General features: G+C 68.6%; 16 protein-coding genes and 1 tRNA gene. 12 read left to right on the top strand and 5 right to left on the bottom strand.

Going from position 1 to position 15,702, the window contains the following annotated elements:
* Positions 1-4: 4 nt before the first annotated feature.
* A complete protein-coding gene (locus tag AAG565_RS02045; RefSeq protein WP_348817878.1) occupies positions 5-919 on the top strand; it encodes a crotonase/enoyl-CoA hydratase family protein in 915 nt (304 codons plus the stop codon).
* Positions 920-941: 22 nt separating this feature from the next.
* On the opposite strand, the gene AAG565_RS02040 is transcribed toward AAG565_RS02045, so the two are convergent.
* Positions 942-1,208 (bottom strand): hypothetical protein, encoded by a 267-nt coding sequence (locus AAG565_RS02040; RefSeq protein WP_348817877.1) that lies wholly within the window; start codon positions 1,206-1,208, stop codon positions 942-944.
* A 233-nt stretch (positions 1,209-1,441) separates the two neighbouring features.
* Here AAG565_RS02040 and AAG565_RS02035 point away from each other — a divergent pair, with 233 nt between their 5' ends.
* Both AAG565_RS02035 and AAG565_RS02030 read left to right on the top strand, forming a co-directional pair.
* A complete protein-coding gene (locus tag AAG565_RS02035; RefSeq protein ID WP_348817876.1) occupies positions 1,442-2,410 on the top strand; it encodes a LysR substrate-binding domain-containing protein in 969 nt (322 codons plus the stop codon).
* An 11-nt stretch (positions 2,411-2,421) separates the two neighbouring features.
* The gene (locus AAG565_RS02030; RefSeq protein WP_348817875.1) at positions 2,422-2,850 is read left to right on the top strand and encodes an MAPEG family protein; all 429 of its coding nucleotides are present in this window, start codon (positions 2,422-2,424) and stop codon (positions 2,848-2,850) included.
* A 32-nt stretch (positions 2,851-2,882) separates the two neighbouring features.
* On the opposite strand, the gene AAG565_RS02025 is transcribed toward AAG565_RS02030, so the two are convergent.
* Positions 2,883-2,956 (bottom strand) — tRNA-Ile (locus AAG565_RS02025).
* 180 nt (positions 2,957-3,136) lie between these two features.
* Here AAG565_RS02025 and AAG565_RS02020 point away from each other — a divergent pair.
* From AAG565_RS02020 to AAG565_RS01985, 8 genes are all read left to right on the top strand, one after another.
* Positions 3,137-5,200 (top strand): bifunctional diguanylate cyclase/phosphodiesterase, encoded by a 2,064-nt coding sequence (locus tag AAG565_RS02020; RefSeq protein WP_348817874.1) that lies wholly within the window; start codon positions 3,137-3,139, stop codon positions 5,198-5,200.
* Positions 5,201-5,306: 106 nt separating this feature from the next.
* Positions 5,307-5,903, top strand: coding sequence for a DoxX family protein (locus AAG565_RS02015; protein ID WP_348817873.1), 597 nt, complete (start codon positions 5,307-5,309; stop codon positions 5,901-5,903).
* 114 nt (positions 5,904-6,017) lie between these two features.
* Entirely contained in the window at positions 6,018-6,383 is a 366-nt protein-coding gene (locus AAG565_RS02010; RefSeq protein WP_348817872.1) for a hypothetical protein, read from the top strand.
* A gap of 21 nt (positions 6,384-6,404) precedes the next feature.
* A complete protein-coding gene (locus AAG565_RS02005) occupies positions 6,405-7,259 on the top strand; it encodes a DUF692 domain-containing protein (protein WP_348817871.1) in 855 nt (284 codons plus the stop codon).
* On the top strand, positions 7,252-8,019 hold the full coding sequence (locus tag AAG565_RS02000) for a putative DNA-binding domain-containing protein (RefSeq protein WP_348817870.1): 768 nt from the start codon (positions 7,252-7,254) through the stop codon (positions 8,017-8,019). The genes AAG565_RS02005 and AAG565_RS02000 overlap by 8 nt, the downstream gene beginning before the upstream one ends.
* A gap of 65 nt (positions 8,020-8,084) precedes the next feature.
* On the top strand, positions 8,085-9,680 hold the full coding sequence (locus tag AAG565_RS01995; protein ID WP_348817869.1) for a peptide chain release factor 3: 1,596 nt from the start codon (positions 8,085-8,087) through the stop codon (positions 9,678-9,680).
* An 81-nt stretch (positions 9,681-9,761) separates the two neighbouring features.
* Entirely contained in the window at positions 9,762-10,928 is a 1,167-nt protein-coding gene (locus AAG565_RS01990; RefSeq protein ID WP_348817868.1) for an acyl-CoA desaturase, read from the top strand.
* A gap of 79 nt (positions 10,929-11,007) precedes the next feature.
* Positions 11,008-12,270, top strand: coding sequence for an MFS transporter (locus tag AAG565_RS01985; RefSeq protein WP_348817867.1), 1,263 nt, complete (start codon positions 11,008-11,010; stop codon positions 12,268-12,270).
* On the opposite strand, the gene AAG565_RS01980 is transcribed toward AAG565_RS01985, so the two are convergent.
* Together AAG565_RS01980 and AAG565_RS01975 are read right to left on the bottom strand one after the other, a co-directional pair.
* Complete coding sequence (locus tag AAG565_RS01980) at positions 12,267-13,562, bottom strand: MATE family efflux transporter (RefSeq protein ID WP_348817866.1); 1,296 nt, start codon at positions 13,560-13,562, stop codon at positions 12,267-12,269. The genes AAG565_RS01985 and AAG565_RS01980 overlap by 4 nt on opposite strands.
* Before the next feature lie 66 nt (positions 13,563-13,628).
* Complete coding sequence (locus AAG565_RS01975; RefSeq protein WP_348817865.1) at positions 13,629-14,309, bottom strand: hypothetical protein; 681 nt, start codon at positions 14,307-14,309, stop codon at positions 13,629-13,631.
* 30 nt (positions 14,310-14,339) lie between these two features.
* Between AAG565_RS01975 and AAG565_RS01970 the strand changes: the two genes are divergently transcribed.
* Entirely contained in the window at positions 14,340-14,612 is a 273-nt protein-coding gene (locus tag AAG565_RS01970; RefSeq protein ID WP_348817864.1) for an acylphosphatase, read from the top strand.
* 7 nt (positions 14,613-14,619) lie between these two features.
* On the opposite strand, the gene AAG565_RS01965 is transcribed toward AAG565_RS01970, so the two are convergent.
* Positions 14,620-15,591 carry an acyl-ACP desaturase gene (locus AAG565_RS01965; protein ID WP_348817863.1) on the bottom strand — a complete coding sequence of 324 codons (972 nt, stop codon included), beginning with the start codon at positions 15,589-15,591 and terminating at the stop codon, positions 14,620-14,622.
* Positions 15,592-15,702 lie beyond the last annotated feature (111 nt).

Here is a 15,702-nt window from a genome sequence, read left to right as displayed (position 1 = left end):
GACGATGGACACGCTCAAGACCATGACCTATGCGGTCACCGGACGCATCGCCCGTATCACGCTCGATCGTCCGGAACGCGGCAACGGCATCACCATGGACCTGCCGCGCGAGCTGGCCGCCTGCGTCGAGCGCGCCAATCTCGATCCGGCGGTGCACGTGATCGCACTCAGCGGCAACGGCTCGGGCTTCTGCGGCGGCTACGACCTCGTGGACAGCGCCGAGAGGATGGAACTGGCCAGCGACAACCCGGCCGTGCCGCCCGGCTCGCCACTCGATCCGCGCGTGCAGATGCGCAATCACGATCCGCGCGGCGTCTGGGACCCGGTGCTCGACTACGCGATGATGAGCCGCAACGTGCGAGGCTTCATGAGCCTGTTCCACAGCGAGAAGCCGGTGGTGTGCAAGGTGCACGGCTTCTGCGTCGCCGGCGGCACCGACATGGCGCTGTGCTCGGACCTGCTGGTGATCGCCGACGACGCCAAGATCGGCTACCCGCCGGCGCGCGTCTGGGGTTCGCCGACGACCTCGATCTGGTTCCACCGCATCGGCCCGGAAAAGGCCAAGCGCCTGCTGTTCACCGGCGACTGCCTGTCGGGCAAGGAGGCGCAGGCATGGGGTCTGGCGATCGAATCGGCGCCGAAGGACCAGCTCGACGAGCGCTTCGAGATCCTGCTCGGTCGCATCGCGCGCCTGCCGATCAATCAGCTGGTGATGATGAAGCTGCTGGTGAATCAGTCGATCCTGCAGCAGGGACTGCACACCACGCAGATCCTCGGCACCTTCTTCGACGGCATCACGCGGCACACGCCGGAGGGCTACGCCTTCCAGCAGCGCGCCGCGGCAGCGGGCTTCAAGCAGGCCGTGCGCGAGCGTGACGAGCCGTTCGGCGACTTCGGCCTGTCCACGTTCAAGGGCTGAGCCAGGCCGCGGCGCCTCGCGGTCACTGCTGCGGCGCCATCGACGGCTCGCGCGACGCGGCGAGCACCATCGTCTGGCCGGCGGCGCCGATGACGCGCAACGCCGGCAGCGTCGCCTCGCGGTGCAGCGCCGTTGCCAGTTCGGCACGGATCTGCGCCAGCGCCTGGTTGCCCTGCTGCGCGATGGCCTGCCCGAGCGGCGCATCCGGATCGCGCTCTGCTGCGGCTGCGGCGCCGATGCCCAGCGCGAGCAGTGCGGTGGCAATGAGGAGCTGTATGCGTGCGTTCATGTCCGACTCCGTTCCGATGACCGATGCTGGGCCGGCGTGGCGCCGGATGCCAGCGAAAAGGCGACAAACAATCCGTCGTCGCGTGCCCGCATCTGCATGCGTTGGAGTCATGCTGAAATCCCGTGGCATGCACCGCGGCGTGGACAGGATCATCGGCTTGTATGCGTGCGCGCTCAAACGATATCTTTGCATCGCATGCATGCGTTTACGGAATGCGAAATGGGGGATGGGACATGGCCCGTCCGGCGCTCCCGCAGCTTGACCTGCTGATCGGCTTCGAATCGGCCGCGCGACACCTGTCGTTCACCCGGGCGGCGGCGGAGCTGCACCTGACGCAGTCGGCGATCAGCCGCCAGGTGCAGGCACTGGAGCAGCAGCTCGGCGTGCCACTGTTCGAGCGCCGCCATCGCGCACTGCTGCTCACCGAGGCCGGACAGCTGCTGCAACGGAGCACCGCCGACGCGCTGCAGGCGATCGAGAAGACCACGCAGCGCATCCGCGGCCTCAAGTCGCCGCGCACGCTGACGGTGACGACCGTGGTGTCGTTCGCATCGCTGTGGCTGGTGCCGCGCCTGCCGCAGTTCCGTGCGCAATACCCGCTCGCCGACGTGCGCATCGCCGCGGACAACCGCGTCGTCGATCTCGCCCGCGAGCGCATGGACGTCGCCATCCGCTACTGCGCGCCGGAGCGGGCGCCGCCGCAGGCCCGCAAGCTGTTCGGCGAAGAGGTCATGCCGATGTGCAGTCCGCGCCTGCTCAGGGACCGCGCGCGGCCGCTGCGCCGGCCCGAGGACCTGCGCCACCACACCCTACTGCACGACGACATGATCGACGCGACGCCGTGGCTGGAGTGGCCGACCTGGCTCGAAGCGCATGGCCTGCGCGATCTCAGGCCGGCTGGTGATCTGCATTTCTCGCTCTACGACCAGATGATCCAGGCCGCGCTCGACGGCCAGGGCGTCGCGCTCGGCCGCCTGCCACTGCTGGCACAGCTGATCGAGAGCCGCCGCCTGGTCGCACCGTTCGCCATCGGCAAGAACGCGTCGATGCCGCAATCGACGCGCGCGTTCTTCGCGATCCCCGAACCATCTGCCGCGTCGCGCCCCGAAGTGCAGGCCTTCGTCGATTGGGTCGTCGCCGAAGCCGCGAAACCGCCGGTGCAGGCACGGCGTCGCGGGCCGGCTATGATGCCGCGTCCCTGAAGGAGATCCCCATGTCGCACGTCAGCCCGATGCTCGCACCGGCCATGGGCCTGGTGTTGTGGACCTTCGTGATGTGGTTCTGGATGTACGCCACGCGCATCCCGGCGATCCGCGCGGCGAAGATGCGGCTCGACCCCGACGCGCCGCGCGGCGAGCAGATGGCGACGCTGCCGCCGTCGGTGCGCTGGAAGGCCGACAACTACAACCACCTGTTCGAGATGCCGACGATCTTCTATCCGACGGTGCTGGTGCTCGCCTTCATCGGCGACACCTCGGCGTCGAGCCTGGCGCTGGCCTGGACCTATGTCGGTCTGCGCGTGGTCCACAGCGTGTTCCAGGCGACGGTCAACAAGATCGAGGTGCGCTTCGTACTGTTCTCGATCTCGTCGTTGGTGCTGCTGGCACTGGCCCTCAAGGCGGCCTGGGCGGTGATGGGCTGACGACGGCCGCGGTCCGGCCCCGATGTGAATAGTGGGCCCAGCAGGACTTGAACCTGCAACCGAAAGATTATGAGTCTTCTGCTCTAACCGATTGAGCTATAGGCCCGCGCGGAACGGCTGGCGCCGCCATTGCTGCGACGCGGAATTGTAGCGGAAGGGTGCATGGCGGCCGGTGCCGGCCGCGGTCATAGCCCGATCTGGCCAATCGGGCGGGGCATACGGGCTAGAATGGCCAGGACCGGGGCCGGCCGTCGGCTGGCGCTGGCCGTTCATCGAGCGTCGGAAGATGACCATCCGGGCCAAACTGGTTGCCGTCATTGTGCTGGTCAACCTCGCCATCGCGGTGGCGGGCATCGTGGTCATGCCCTCGTTCCGCGCGCAGGACGGCCTGGAGCCGGGACTGCGCGGGCACGCCAACCGGATCTCGATGGCCGTGGTGATCGACGCGGCCCTGCGCGAGATGCACTACCAGGCCGAGCTGGCACGCCGGGCCGTGGCTGCAGGCGGCGATCCGGCATCCGCGCTCGATCGCGTGCGCCAGGAGCTGGGCGGCGCGCTCGGCCAGCTCGCGTTCCTCGGCAGCGGCGATCCCACGAACGTCGCCGAGGTCCGTGCCCTGCTGGCGACGGGCGCCGAGACGATCGACGTGCTCGCGCAGCAGCGGCCGTTCACGCCTGAAACCGCGGCCGAGCTGGCCGCAACGACGCTGGACCTGCAGTACCGCGCCGGGCGCCTGTTGACCACGCTGCAGGAGGCCGACAACAGCGGTGGCCTGCAACAGGCGCTCGCCGGCCTCGCCGACCTGCGGCGCCACATGGACCTTGCGCTGGCCAGCGCCGGCGGCGCGCTGCTGCTGTCGCTGGGCCTGAGCGTGTTCGCCTACCGGCGCCTGATCCAGCCGCTGGGCGCGGTGACCGGCAGCCTCAACGCCGTGCTCACCGGGCACCAGCCGAACCAGCGCCTGCAGGAGACGCAGGATGAGTTCGGCGACATCGTCCGCGCGATCCGCAAACTGCAGGCGCAGGCCGAGCACATCCGCCGCATCGCCTATGAGGATCCCGGCACGGGCCTGCCCAACCGCAACAGCCTCGATGCGGAGCTGCGCGAGGTGCGCCGGCTGCGGCCGATCGATGGCACGCACGGCCTGATCGCCATCGGTTTCGACACCTACGATCACCTGCGCAGCGGGTTCGGCATCCGCGTCGCCGAATCGGTGATGCGCGTCGCCGCGCAGCGTCTGCACGGCCTGGATCCGATGCCGGTGTCGGTGTTCCGGCTCGAACCGCAGATCCTCGGCGTGCTGGTCGATCGCGGTATCGCCGAGGCGGTGACGCGCGCCGATCTCAAGCGCATCGCCGCCGAGGCGTTCACGCGCCTGGCTGCGCCGGTCGAAGTGGACGAACAGCGCTACCTGCTGGGTGTGTCGGCCGGCGCGGCGATCTATCCGGACGACGCGCGCGACGCCGAGGAATACGTCAACGTCTGTCTGGAGGCGCAGCGCCAGGCGCGCGCGGTCGGCAGCGGCCATCTGCGTTTCGGCGAACGTGGCCACACCCACCGCCTGCGCAAGCACCTGGCGCTGGCCGAGCAGATCCGCACGGGTCTGCGCAGCGGTCAGTTCGTGCCGTATTTCCAGCCGGTGGTCGATGCCGCCAAGGGCAAGGTGGTCGGCGCCGAGATCCTGGTGCGCTGGCGCCAGCCGGACGGCCGCGTGATCCTGCCGGGTGAGTTCATCCTCATCGCCGAGTCGTCGGAGACGATCCGCGACATGACGCGCGAGGTGCTGGTGCAGGCCTGCCAGTCGATCCGGTCGTGGTCGGACCAGGGCCTGGTGCTGAGCGTGTCGTTCAACCTCTCGGCCAAGCTGCTGTCGCCACACATCCTGGGCATCTGCCGCGAGGCGCTCGCGGCCAGCGGCTTGCCCGCGTCACAGCTGGTGGCCGAAGTCACCGAAACCGCGCTGGTCGGCAATCTCGACGGTGCCGAGGAGGTGCTGCGCGCATTGCGCGACAACGGCGTCCGCCTGTGCCTCGACGACTTCGGCACCGGTTACTCGTCGCTGATGCATCTGTACCGGTTCCCGATCGACCGCATCAAGATCGATCCGGTGATCACGCGTGCCGTGTCGCAGACCACGCGCGCCGCCGAGATCGTCCGGTCGATGGCGATGCTGGCGGCGCGCCTGGGCCTGTCGATCGTCGTCGAGGGCATCGAAACCGACGAGGAGGCGCAGCGCCTGCGCGATCTGGGCTGCTCGGTGCAGCAGGGCTTCCTGTACAGCCGCGCGATGCCGGAGGAGCAGTTCGTCGAATGGTCGCGGCAGTTCGAGGCGCGCGCCGCCGCGGCCTGATCCGTTTCGCGGGGCCGGTGTTTCGGGCATAAATCCGGGACGCCGGAGCGCAGCGGGCGCGCCGCGCCACGCCTAGGATGCGCGCAGCTGTCATGAGGGTGATTCGATGACTTCGCTGCCGGTTCGTCTGCAGACTCTGCTCGATCGCACGCGCGTGGCCGACGGCCTCGCCCCGCTGCTGCTGCGCCTGTACCTGGTGCCGGTGTTCTGGATGGCCGGTCTGCAGAAATTCCACAACTTCGATAGCACCGCCGAGTGGTTCGGCAACGCCGACTGGGGTCTGGGCCTGCCGTTTCCGTATCTGATGGCGGGGCTGGCGACTGCCGCCGAGCTGGGCGGTGCGATTCTCCTCGCGCTGGGCCTGGCGGTGCGCTGGATCAGCCTGCCGCTGATGGTGACGATGCTGGTCGCCATCGTCACGGTGCACTGGGAGCACGGCTGGCTGGCGATCGCGGAGGACATGGGCCCGTTCGCCACCGAGCGCACGATGCTGGCGATCGAACGTCTCAACGAGGCCAGGGAGATCCTGCGCGAACATGGTGATTACGAGCACCTGACCGAGCACGGACGGCTCGTGGTCCTCAACAACGGCATCGAGTTCGCGGCAACTTACTTCGTCATGCTGCTGTCACTGTTCTTCACTGGAGCAGGGCGCCACGTTTCGCTCGACTTCTGGATCCGCCGGCGCTACATGAGCGTATAAGCTTCCGCGGCCGGCGCCGAGTCGACGTCCGGCCGCTGTCCGGGTCGCCGCATCGTGGCGGCCCTTCACTTCACCGCCCGTCCGGGCTCATTGCACAAGGAGAGACAGATGAACATGAACCGTAAACCGCTGGCGATCGCGCTGGGCGCGGCTTTCGCACTGACCGGTGCGGCCGCACAGGCTTCCGTGTTCCAGGCCGCCGATCTGGGAGCGGGCTACATGGTGGCCTCGGCCGGCGACGCCAAGACCGGCGAGGCCAAGTGTGGCGAAGCCAAGTGCGGCGAGAAGATGGGCATGAAGGGCAAGGCCGAAGGCACCTGCGGCGAGGGCAAGTGTGGCGAGGGCAAGTGCGGCGAGACGGCGTTCAAGATGATGGACAAAAACGGCGACGGCATGCTGTCCAAGGACGAGTTCATGGCCGCGCACAAGCGTACCGAGGGCAAGTGCGGCGAAGGCAAGTGCGGCGAGAAGAAGAAGTAAGCCACTGCAGTTGAGCATCGGATGAGTTTTCTGCCTTCATCCGGAGCGCACGGCGCGGGCCTGGGCCTGCGCCGTGCGCTGCTCGATGCGCTGATCGATCAGTCCCCGGCCGCGGTCGGCTTTCTCGAAGTGGCGCCGGAGAACTGGATGCGCGTCGGCGGCCGCCTCGGCCGCCAGTTCCGCGCGCTGACCGAGCGCTATCCCTTCGTCACCCACGGGCTGTCGCTGTCGATCGGCTCGCCGGCGCCGCTGGACGAGGACTTCGTGCGCGAGCTGAAAGTCTTCCTCGACCGCCACGGCATCGCCGATTACAGCGAGCACCTGAGCTACTGCTCGGACGACGGCCATCTCTACGACCTGATGCCGATTCCGTTCACCGCGGCGGCCGTCGAGCACGTCGCCGCGCGCGTGCGCCGCGTGCAGGACATCCTCGAACGCCGCATCGCGCTGGAGAACGTCAGCTACTACGCGCCGCTCGCCAGCGAGCTGAGCGAACTGGAATTCATCAACGCGGTGATTGCCGAGGCGGACTGCGATCTGTTGCTCGACGTCAACAACATCTACGTCAACGGCATCAATCACCGCTACGACGCGGCTGCCTTCCTCGACGCCTTGCCGCTCGACCGGGTGCGTTACGTCCACGTCGCCGGGCATTACGTGGAGGCCGAGGATCTGCGCGTCGATACGCACGGCGCCGACGTGATCGATCCGGTCTGGGCGCTGCTCGATCGTGCCTATGCGCGCTGCGGTGTCGTGCCGACGCTACTCGAGCGCGACTTCAACGTTCCGCCGCTCGCAGACCTGCTGCGCGAGCTGGAGCAGATCCGCTCGATCCAGGCGCGCCACGCGCCGACGGTGCACGCGACCCATGCCTGAGTTCCAGCAGATCCAGTATCAGTTCGCGGCGCATCTGCGCGATCCGCGCAAGGCTGCGCCGGACGGCATCGAGGACCGGCGCCTGCAGATCTATCGCGACCTGTTCTACAACAACGTCGAGGACTGCCTGCGCAGCGCCTTTCCGGTGCTGCGGCGCATCTCGTCCGATGCCGTCTGGCATGCGCGTGTGCGCGATTTCTATGCGCGCCACCGCAGCCGCGCGCCGCAGTTCCATCGCGTGCCGGAGGAGTTTCTGCGCTATCTCGAAGACGAGCGTGGCGTGCACCCCGACGATCCGCCGTTCCTGCGTGAGCTGGCGCACTACGAATGGGTCGAGCTGGAGTTGTCGATCGCGCCGCTGGAGCTGAGCCCGGACCTGGCCGATCCGAATGGGGACCCCTTGGCCGCCCCCCCACTGCTGTCGCCGCTGGCGTGGACGCTCGCCTACGACTACCCGGTGCAGCGCATCGGTCCCGATTTCCAGCCGGCCGCGCCCGGTGCGCAGCCGACGTACCTGATCGTCAACCGCGACCGTCACGACCAGGTGCGCTTCCTCGAAGTCAACGCGGTGACCGCGCGGCTGACGACGCTGATCGAAGCCGAACCGGCAGCCAGCGGCCGCGAACTGCTGCTGCGCATCGCCGGCGAGCTGCAGCATCCCGATCCCGAGGTCGTGGTTGCCGAAGGTGCGCGCATCTTCGCGCAGCTGCGCGATCGCGACATCCTGCTCGGCACGCGACGGCCGGGCACGCGCGCGTAGCGGACCGCGCCGACAGCGGCCGCCAGCCGGTACAATAGCGGCTCTCCTGGAGCCCGACCCCGATCATGAGTGCAGTCGCCGAACAGGCGGCGCGTCGCCGCACGTTCGCCATCATTTCCCATCCCGACGCGGGCAAGACCACGCTGACGGAAAAGCTGCTGCTGTTCGGTGGCGCGATCCAGCTCGCCGGCACGGTCAAGGGCCGCAAGGCCAGTCGCCATGCGACGTCCGACTGGATGGCGCTGGAACAGCAGCGCGGCATCTCGATCACGACCTCGGTGATGCAGTTCCCGTACAACGGCAAGGTCGTCAACCTGCTCGACACGCCGGGCCACGAGGACTTCTCCGAGGACACCTACCGCACGCTGACCGCGGTCGATTCGGCGCTGATGGTCATCGACTGCGCCAAGGGCGTCGAGGCGCGCACGATCAAGCTGATGGAAGTGTGCCGGCTGCGCGACACGCCGATCGTCACCTTCATCAACAAGCTCGACCGTGAGGGCCGGCCGCCGCTGGAGCTGCTGGACGAGGTCGAGAAGGTGCTCGGCCTGCACTGCACGCCGATCACCTGGCCGCTGGGCATGGGCCGCGACTTCAAGGGCGTCTATCACCTGCTCGAAGACCGCTTCTATCTCTATTCGGGCGACAAGCACCGCGTGTCCGAGATCGAGACCGTCGATGGCCTGATGAACCCGCAGATGGCCGAGCGTTTCGGCGACGTGTACCGGACCATGCGCGACGAGATCGAGCTGCTGCAGATGGCCGGCACCGAGTTCGACCTCGGCCAGTACCGCGCGGCCAAGCTCACGCCGGTGTTCTTCGGCTCGGCGATCAACAACTTCGGCATCCGCGAGCTGCTCAACGGCTTCACCGAGTGGGCGCCGCCGCCGCAGCCGCGCAAGGCCAAGGTTGCCGGCGGTGAGCGTGACGTCGCGCCGGGCGAGGACCGGTTCAGCGGCTTCGTCTTCAAGATCCAGGCGAACATGGATCCGAAGCACCGCGACCGCGTCGCCTTCATCCGCGTCTGCTCCGGTGCCTACAAGCGCGGCATGACGCTGCACTCGGTGCGCCTGGGCGGGCCGGTGCGCGTGTCGCACGCGCTGACCTTCATGGCCGCCGACCGCGACGTCGTCGAGGAAGCCTTCCCCGGCGACATCATCGGGCTGCACAACTACGGCACCATCGCCATCGGCGACTCGTTCTCCGAGGGCGAGGAGCTGCGCTTCACCGGCATCCCCAACTTCGCGCCGGAACTGTTCCGCCGCGTGATCCTCAAGGACCCGCTCAAGGCCAAGCAGCTCAACAAGGGCCTCGACCAGCTCTCGGAGGAGGGCGCAACGCAGGTTTACCGGCCGATCACCAACAACGACATCGTGCTCGGCGCGGTCGGCGTGCTGCAGTTCGATGTCGTGCAGTACCGGCTCAAGGACGAGTACGGCGTGGACTGCGTGTTCGAACCGGTGCAGGTCAACACCGCGCGCTGGGTCGAGTGCGCCGACGACAAGAAGCTGCGCGAGTTCCGCGACAAGAACGACACGCGCCTGGCGCTGGATCACTACGGCGACCTCGTTTACCTCGCGTCGAGCGCGGTCAACCTGGCGATGGCGCGCGAGCGCTTCCCGGACATCCGTTTCCTGGAGACGCGCGAACACGGGCGATGAGCCCGACCCATCGCCGGGTCCCGATTCCCGATTCCCGATTCCCGATTCCCGATTCCAGACTCCCGACTGCCGATTCAAGCCATGCACGCACCGCTGACTTCCCGCCGCCTCGATCCTGCCAGCTGGCCGATGATGGTTCTGTTCGTGGCGATCCACCTGGCCTGCTTCGGTGCGATCGTCACCGGCGTCAGCTGGGGCGACTTCGCGCTGTGCGTCGCGCTGTACGCGGTCCGCATGTTCGGCGTCACCGCCGGCTACCACCGCTACTTCGCGCACCGCGCCTACAAGACCGGGCGCGTGATGCAGTTCCTGCTGGCCTGCCTGGCGCAGTCGTCGCTGCAGTCGGGCGCGCTGTGGTGGGCGGCCAAGCACCGGGACCACCACAAGTACTCGGACACGCCGCTGGACGCGCATTCGCCACGCCAGTACGGCTTCTGGTTCTCGCACATGGGCTGGATCTTCAACCGGCAGGCGCAGCAGGCCGACTACGCGCGCATCCCGGAGTTCACGCAGTACCCGGAGCTGCGCTTCATCGACCGGTACCACTGGATTCCCGGTACGGTGCTCGGTCTGTCCGTGTTTGCGCTCGGTGGCTGGTCGGCGCTGGTCGTCGGCTTCTTCTGGTCCACCGTGCTGCTCTGGCACGGCACCTTCTGCATCAACTCCCTGGTGCACGTGTTCGGCAGGCAGCGCTACCTGACCGGTGACGATTCGCGCAACAACTGGCTGTTCGCGCTGCTGTCGCTGGGCGAGGGCTGGCACAACAACCACCACTACTACATGGCCTCGGCGCGTCAGGGCTTCCGCTGGTGGGAGGTGGACATCACCTACTACCTGCTGCTGGGCCTGAAGTCGGCCGGCCTGGTCTGGGACCTGCGCGATCCGCCGGCGCACGTGCTGGCCGGCGAGCGGCAGGTGTCGCAGGAGATGAAGGACCGCATCGCCGCGCTGCTGGCGCACTCGTTCTCGGCGGACCGCATCGTCAAGCGCATGCAGAAGCGCTGGGCCGAACTGAACCCGGGCCAGAGCTTCGACGACTGGCGCGCGCGCTGGCAGGAGCAGCTCGCCCACGGCCGCGAGCAGATCGCGCATCTGATCCATCCGGAACTGCCGAGCCTCGACCAGCTGTACCGCCGCGCGCGCAAGCAGTTTGCGCGCACGCCGGCGCTGGAGGAGATCGTCGCCCGCGCCCGCGAGATGCTGGCGCAGTCGGTGATGATGCGACTCGAAGCCGTGCCGGTGCGTTGACGAACACGCAGACGCCGTCATTCCCGCGGAAGCGGGCATCCCGTCGGCGGGCAAGCGCTGGATGCCCGCCTGCGCGGGCATGACCATGTCCCCGGTGCATGACCCCTACGCCGCACTGCGTTTCCGCGAGTTCCGCCATCTCGTCGGCGCCAACTTCCTGCTGACCTGTGCGCTGCTGATCCAGCAGATCGCGCTGGCCTACGAGCTGTACCGCCTCACCGGCGACCCGCTGTCGCTGGGCCTGATCGGACTGGCCGAGGCCGTGCCCTTCATCGGCCTGGCGCTGTTCGGCGGCTATCTGGCCGATCGCCGCGACAAGCGCACGCTGATCCGCTTGTCGCTGTGGGTGATCCTGCTCGCGGCCGGCTTGCTTGCGATCCTGTCGCGTCCCGATGCGCGCGAAGCACTGAAGCAGTCCGGCTGGCTGTGGGCGGTGTATCTGACCATCGCCGTGCTCGGCCTCGCGCGCGGCGTGCTGTCGCCATCCGCCTCCTCGTTGCGCGCCTTTCTCGTGCCGCGCGAGGCGCTGGGCAGCGCGGCGACCTGGTCGAGCACGATCTGGCAGGCCGGCGCGATCCTCGGGCCGGTCGCCGGCGGTTTTGCATACGCCTCCTTCGGCCTCACCGGTTCACTGCTGATCGCGATGGGCCTGATCCTGGTCGCGGAGCGACTCGTTGCGACGATCGCGCCGCGACCGGTGCCGGTCGATCCCGGCGCGCAGGCGCGCATGTGGCAGGCGCTGCGCGAGGGGCTGGCCTACGTGCGGCGCACGAAGATCATCCTTTATGCGATCTCGCTGGACATGTTCTCGGTGCTGTTCGGCGGCGTGATTGCGATCCTGCCGGTGTTCGCCGAGGACATCCTCAAGGTTGGCCCCGAGGGACTGGGCCTGATGCGCAGCGCACCGGCGGCCGGCGCGATCCTGACCATGCTGGTCTGCGCCTGGCATCCGCCGACCGCGCAGGCCTGGCGCAACCTGCTGCTCGCCGTCGCCGGCTTCGGGCTCGCCACGCTGGTGTTCGCGCTGTCGCCGGTGTACGGGCTGTCCTGTCTGGCGCTGTTCTGCACCGGCGTGTTCGACAGTGTCAGCGTGGTCATCCGCCAGACCATCCTGCACGTCGTGCCACCGGATCACCTGCGCGGGCGCGTGCAGTCGGTCAACAGCATCTTCATCAGCGCGTCGAACGAACTCGGCGCCTTCGAATCCGGCCTCGCCGCGCGCCTGCTCGGCACCGTGCCCTCGGTGGTCTTCGGCGGCGCGATGACGCTGGCGACGGTGGGCCTGATCTGGCAGCGCTCGCGCGACCTGCTGGCCGAGCGCTTGCTGCAGCACGCGCGCTAGACGCGCAGCCGCGCCCAGTCGCGCCGTTCCCAGGCAAAGATGAAGACGATCGCCTGCAGCAGGCGGTAGCTGCCCATCGCGATCCACAGCGTGGTCAGGCCCATGCCCAGCACCGGGCCGAGCAGCCAGGCCGCCGGCAGGAACAGGCCCCACTGGAAACCGGTGGCGATCCACATCACCAGGCGCGCGGCGCCGGCACCGAGCAGCGCCTGCATCATGATCAGGCCCAGGCCGTCGAGCAGGATGGTCGCGCCGACCAGGCGCAGCGGCACGCGGCCGAGATCGACGAGGGCCGGTTCGCGCAGGAACAGCGTCAGGATCGGATCGGTGGCGAGCAGCATCGCCAGTGCGAGCGGACCGAAGATCCACAGGCCAACGCGGTACACGTCCCAAGCCCAGTGGTGCGCGATGTCGGGTTGCCGGCGGCCGAGCGCCTGGCCGCAGAGCGTTGCCGCGGCGATGCCGAGCGCGATGCCGGGCAGCACCGCGGTCAGCGAGATCGTCGTCAGCACGTTGGCGACCGCCAGCTCCTGCGTGCCGACCTGGCCGACGATCCAGAACAGCACGGCGAAGCCGCTGGCGAACAGCAGCTGCTGCACCGAAGACGGCAGGCCGATGCGCAGCAGGCCGCGGAACTGTTCGCGCGAGGGGCGGCGGACGAGGAAGCCCTGCGCGCGCGCATGGGCGAGTCCCAGGCGGAAGTACAGCGCGGTGCCGACGAACAGCGCCAGCGTCGTGCCCAGCCCGGCGCCGGCCGTGCCCATGCGCGGCAGGCCGAACAGGCCGTGGATCAGCGTGTAGCTGAAGATCACGTTGAGCACGTGCATCGTCACCAGGGTCTGCATGTAGAAGCCGGTGAGCTTGGCCGCGCTCCAGTAGCCGCGGAACGAGAAATTCATGCCGACCAGCGCGATCGCCAGCAGGCGCCACTGCAGGTAGGGCACACCTTCGTGTACGACCGCGGGATCCTCGACCAGCGCCGCGAAGACCGCCGGCGTCGCCGCGATCAGCAGCACCGACAGCGGCAGGCCGATCGCCAGCGACAGCAGCAGGCCGCCGTTGAGCGGGATCGCCGCCTCCTCGCCGTGACCTTCGCCGATGCGGCGCGCGGCGATCGCCTGCACGGCCGGCGAGAATCCGGTGATGAAGGCCACCGCCATGAAGTTGAGGAAGCCGGCAAGCCCGGTCGCGGCCAGTGCCGCAGGCCCGAGGCCGCCGACCATCCAGGCATCAACCAGGTTCAGCAGGTTCTGCGAAAGCATGCCGCCGAGAATCGGCAGCGACAGCGCCAAGATCTCGCGCCGGCGCTCGCGTGGCGCGAGAAGCCGCCCGTCTGCGGTCGCGCTCAGGCCGCGCTCCTACTTCTGCTGCGCGGTGTTGACGATGGCCGCGGCGAGCGAGAACGGTCGCTCGCCGAGCAGCCGCACCAGCCCTTCCGGCAGATGGCGTTTGTCCAGCTGCAGTACCGAAACCTGCGCGAAGCCCTGCGGCGACTCGCCGGCCCAGGACTCCGCGACCGGCTGCTCGGCCGCGCGGCGCGGCACGATGCCCAGCGCGGCGAGCCGGTCGGCCTGCGGCAGCAGCTGGTGGCTGCCGTCGGCCAGCGAGGCGGTCGAGGCCTGGATCTCGACCCAGGTGTTGAGGTCGAGCTGCAGCAGCGGTTCGGCCAGCGCACGCAGCGCCGGCACTTCGAGCGCACGTGCGGCGGCGCGCTGCACCAGGCCGCCGGCGCGCTGCACCAGGCTCAGCGCGGTGTTGCCGGAGGTGCTCAACGCCGGACGTTCACCTCCGGGTCGCGCAGCCTGCAGCGCCGGGCGCAGCGCGCTGGCGAAATTGGTCTGGATGTGCGCGCGCAGGCGCAGGCGCTCACCATCGGCTTGCGGTTCGTTGACCAGCTGGACCTGCACGCGCCACAGCGGCTGGTCCTGGCCCACGGGCAGCTCGGCGCTGAACGCCATGCGCTCCTCGACCGGCGCGTCCGTGGCCTGCGCGCGGCGTGTCGCAGTGCCGCTGATGCGGCGGCGGATGCGCTTTAACATGCGTGCCCTGAGGAAATGACGGTCCGATCCATGCCGGCATCATATCGCTTCAAGGTTCATGGCCGCGTGCAGGGCGTGTTCTTCCGGCAGTCCACCGCCGACACCGCGCACAGTCTCGGCCTGCACGGCTGGGTGATGAACTGCGCGGACGGTTCAGTGGAGGGCTGCGCCGCCGGCGCCGACGAGGCGCTGGAACAGCTGCGGCGCTGGCTGCAGCGCGGCCCTCCGGCCGCGCGCGTCGATCGGCTCGACTGGGTGGCGGCGTCCGAGGTGCCGACCGGCGGATTCGTCGTTCGCCGCTGAGGCTGGCTCAGCCCGCGGCCATCTCGAAGGCGCGGCGGTAGATCACGTCGAAGGAGAAGCTGCGCGTGTGCGCCTTGGATTCGACGTACTCGGCCATGCGCCGCAGACGCGCCGGCAGCTGCATGATCTTGTCCTGCGCGCTGCGACCGGCGGCGGACAGGCCGTCGAGCGCGTCGATCGCCCAGTGCCTGACCAGATCCTCGACCAGCTTGAGGTACTCGCGCGGCCCGTAGATGCCGGCACGGCGCTCGACTTCCGACATCTGCGCATAGCCCTGGATGTTGTGTCCGGGCATTGCCAGCGCCGGTGCGATCGCGGCCAGCGCCGCCAGTGCACGATTGGTGTCGGCCCTGAGCACTTCGCTGAAGCTGTCGCGGTAGAACGCGTAATGCCGGGCTTCGTCGGCGCAGATGTGCGCGAGGATCTTCTGCAGCTGCGGTTCGTACTGGCCGGCGAGACGACCGGCGTTGGCATGCGCGGTCTGCGTCGCCTTCTCCTGCAGGCTGGTGTAGGCCAGCAGCCGGTAAGGGTCGTCCTTCCACTCCGGATTGAAGCCGGATTCGATGTACTGGTACTGCATCTGTTCGAGTGCCTTCATGTCGAACAGGCGGGCATCGCGCACGTAGTCGCGCAGCACGCAGCCGTGGCGATCCTCCTCGGCGGTCCACAGATTGTTCCATTCCGCCCAGACGCCGTCGTGACCCAGGTACTGGGCCACGAGGCGGTGGAAGTGCGGCAGACCTTCCTCGGTCAGCAGGTTGAGCGCGAGTGCGACACGCACGCTGTCCGGCAGGCCGCGCGCGCGTTCGCGTAGCGCCGCCAGTTCGGCGTCGCCGTCGTCGCCGGTGGGCAGCAGCTCGCTGGGCATCCACAGCTTGCGCGCGTCGCGGTGGCGCTGCATCAGCTCGGCGATGCGCGGTGCGATGGTATCGAGCACCTCGCGCTGGGCGGGCAGATCAGGATTCTTGCTTGCAAACATGGTCGAGTCCCCACAACAGCCTTGGTCAGGCAAGACACCTGCCTTTACGGACCTGAAAGTCTAGCCAGATTCAGCCGCAGGCAGGAGCCGTGTGTCCAGCCGCCGCGGTGC

It is taken from the genome of Fontimonas sp. SYSU GA230001 (genome assembly GCF_040066175.1).
GTDB lineage: Bacteria > Pseudomonadota > Gammaproteobacteria > Nevskiales > Nevskiaceae > Solimonas.
Note: the sequence above shows the minus strand (reverse complement) of the source record. Positions and strands in the feature narration are given on the sequence as shown.